The sequence below is a fragment of the Limnofasciculus baicalensis BBK-W-15 genome (genome assembly GCF_024178385.1).
Taxonomy (GTDB): domain Bacteria; phylum Cyanobacteriota; class Cyanobacteriia; order Cyanobacteriales; family Coleofasciculaceae; genus Limnofasciculus; species Limnofasciculus baicalensis.
The window spans coordinates 1-1605 of sequence record NZ_JAMZMM010000666.1 but is presented as its reverse complement, the minus strand read 5'-3'; the positions used below and the strand labels follow the sequence as shown (position 1 = coordinate 1605).

The following is a 1605-nucleotide window of genomic DNA, read 5'->3' as shown; positions in this document are numbered from 1 at the left end:
CTTCTCCCCTTGTCCCCCTTCTCCCCTGCCTCTCTCACTTCTCACCCCCTTTCTAATAATTTCTGTATCAAATACTACTTTTCACTAGCCATTTCAATTCTGTTCATGTTATGGTGAAAAAGTGGATTTATACCTCAAAGGATTGTTATGAACAAAAATCTTCGTGAAAAAGCCCGTCAAGCTGCTGCCAGCCATGTCGATACCCTGAAAAAGAACTTGGAGCATCGTCTAGAAATCGCTAGAGCAAATGGAGATGAAGCCTTGATTCGTCAGCTAGAGGCAGAAGCCAGCTACCTGCACCTTAAGTAGGTATCCTCTGAGAGTTCATTCTGGCATCAGATCCAATTTGGCTAAATACATGCTACAGATAATCAGATGGTTTGTGGCGAATGGCTAGTAGCTAATCGCTAATGTGGACAAGGAAGTTATCCATTAACCCTTAGCTATTAGCCGCAAATCATGAGTAGCTTGTGTAAATCCAAGCAGGATAAAAGTCAAGATTTGATTAAATATTAGGAAACCTTAACAAGGTTAGCACAAGCGGCGAAGACTATTGTGATGAGTGACACCACATATAGCAGTTTTCAGTTGGATAAAGTACAGAAGAAAAAACCCGGTTTCTTTGAGAAACCGGGTTTTTGTCATCTCCCCATCCCACCTCTCCCTTCTTCCCCCTCTTCCGCTAGCTATACTGGTGATAGTGACACTATTAAACCAACTCACGACATTTATTATTCTCTAAGGAAATAGCTATGGAAGGTTTAATTGCGCAAGCCTGGGCTGCTTGGCATCATGATAGTGGCTGGATGGCTTGGAATCTATTTTTGGCTTTTATCCCATTGGCATTGAGTTTTTGGCTATTTCGCAGAAAATCAAATTCTCGTTCTATTTTTTGGTGGGTGGGTTTGGTAGTTTTTATCGCCTTTTTGCCTAATGCGCCTTATCTACTCACAGATATTGTTCACTTAATTGGAGCCATTCGCGCCCGCTACACTATTTGGGTGGTTACCCTAGTGCTGATTCCTCAACATTTGGGTGTAATTCTGATTGGGTTTGAAGCTTATATCTTATCTTTAATTAATCAGGAATATTATTTAAAACAGCAAAAGATGAGTCAATGGATTCTACCTGCTGAGTTAGCCACTCACGCCCTATGTGCTGTTGGTATTTATTTAGGACGTTTCCTCCGCTTCAATAGTTGGGATTTAGTTACTCAACCCGACGATTTGGCTAGAACAATAATTGATGATTTAACGGCTAAACGTCCATTATTCGTGATGTTTGTTACATTTATAGTTTTGACAGTATTGTATTGGTTGATGAAGCAGGTAACTTTGGGTGTGATTCTAAAAATACGTTATCGGAAGGCGATTGAGGAGTCAAGCTTAGAAAATTAATGGGGAATGGGCAATGGCTAATGGCTAATACTCAGATCTTGCACCATTTTCAATAAACAGCTACAACCCTTGATCTTTCGTTGTTATCGTCACCCAAAATCAAGCTTTTTCAGGCTTATTGACACCAATTGCAATAACCCGACAGTGGTTAAAACCATTGTCTCACCCCTCCCCCAGCCCCTCCCCTAAGAGGAGAGGGGAGCAAGAT

The 1605-nt window shown here is 41.2% G+C and carries 2 protein-coding genes; both read left to right on the top strand.

What is annotated here, in order from left to right; translation table 11 throughout:
• The first annotated feature begins 147 nt into the window (after window positions 1-147).
• Window positions 148-309, top strand: a complete 162-nt coding sequence (pirA, locus tag NJ959_RS29280; protein ID WP_254015280.1) for an arginine synthesis PII-interacting regulator PirA — start codon at window positions 148-150, stop codon at window positions 307-309.
• Window positions 310-752: 443 nt separating this feature from the next.
• Entirely contained in the window at window positions 753-1397 is a 645-nt protein-coding gene (locus NJ959_RS29275) for a DUF1361 domain-containing protein (RefSeq protein WP_254015279.1), read from the top strand.
• The last annotated feature ends 208 nt before the right edge of the window (window positions 1398-1605 follow it).

Excerpts from the sequence above, each read along its gene's own strand:
- pirA (WP_254015280.1), top strand. The coding sequence starts at position 148 with ATGAACAAAAATCTTCGTGAAAAAGCCCGTCAAGCTGCTGCCAGCCAT.
- NJ959_RS29275 (WP_254015279.1), top strand. The coding sequence starts at position 753 with ATGGAAGGTTTAATTGCGCAAGCCTGGGCTGCTTGGCATCATGATAGT.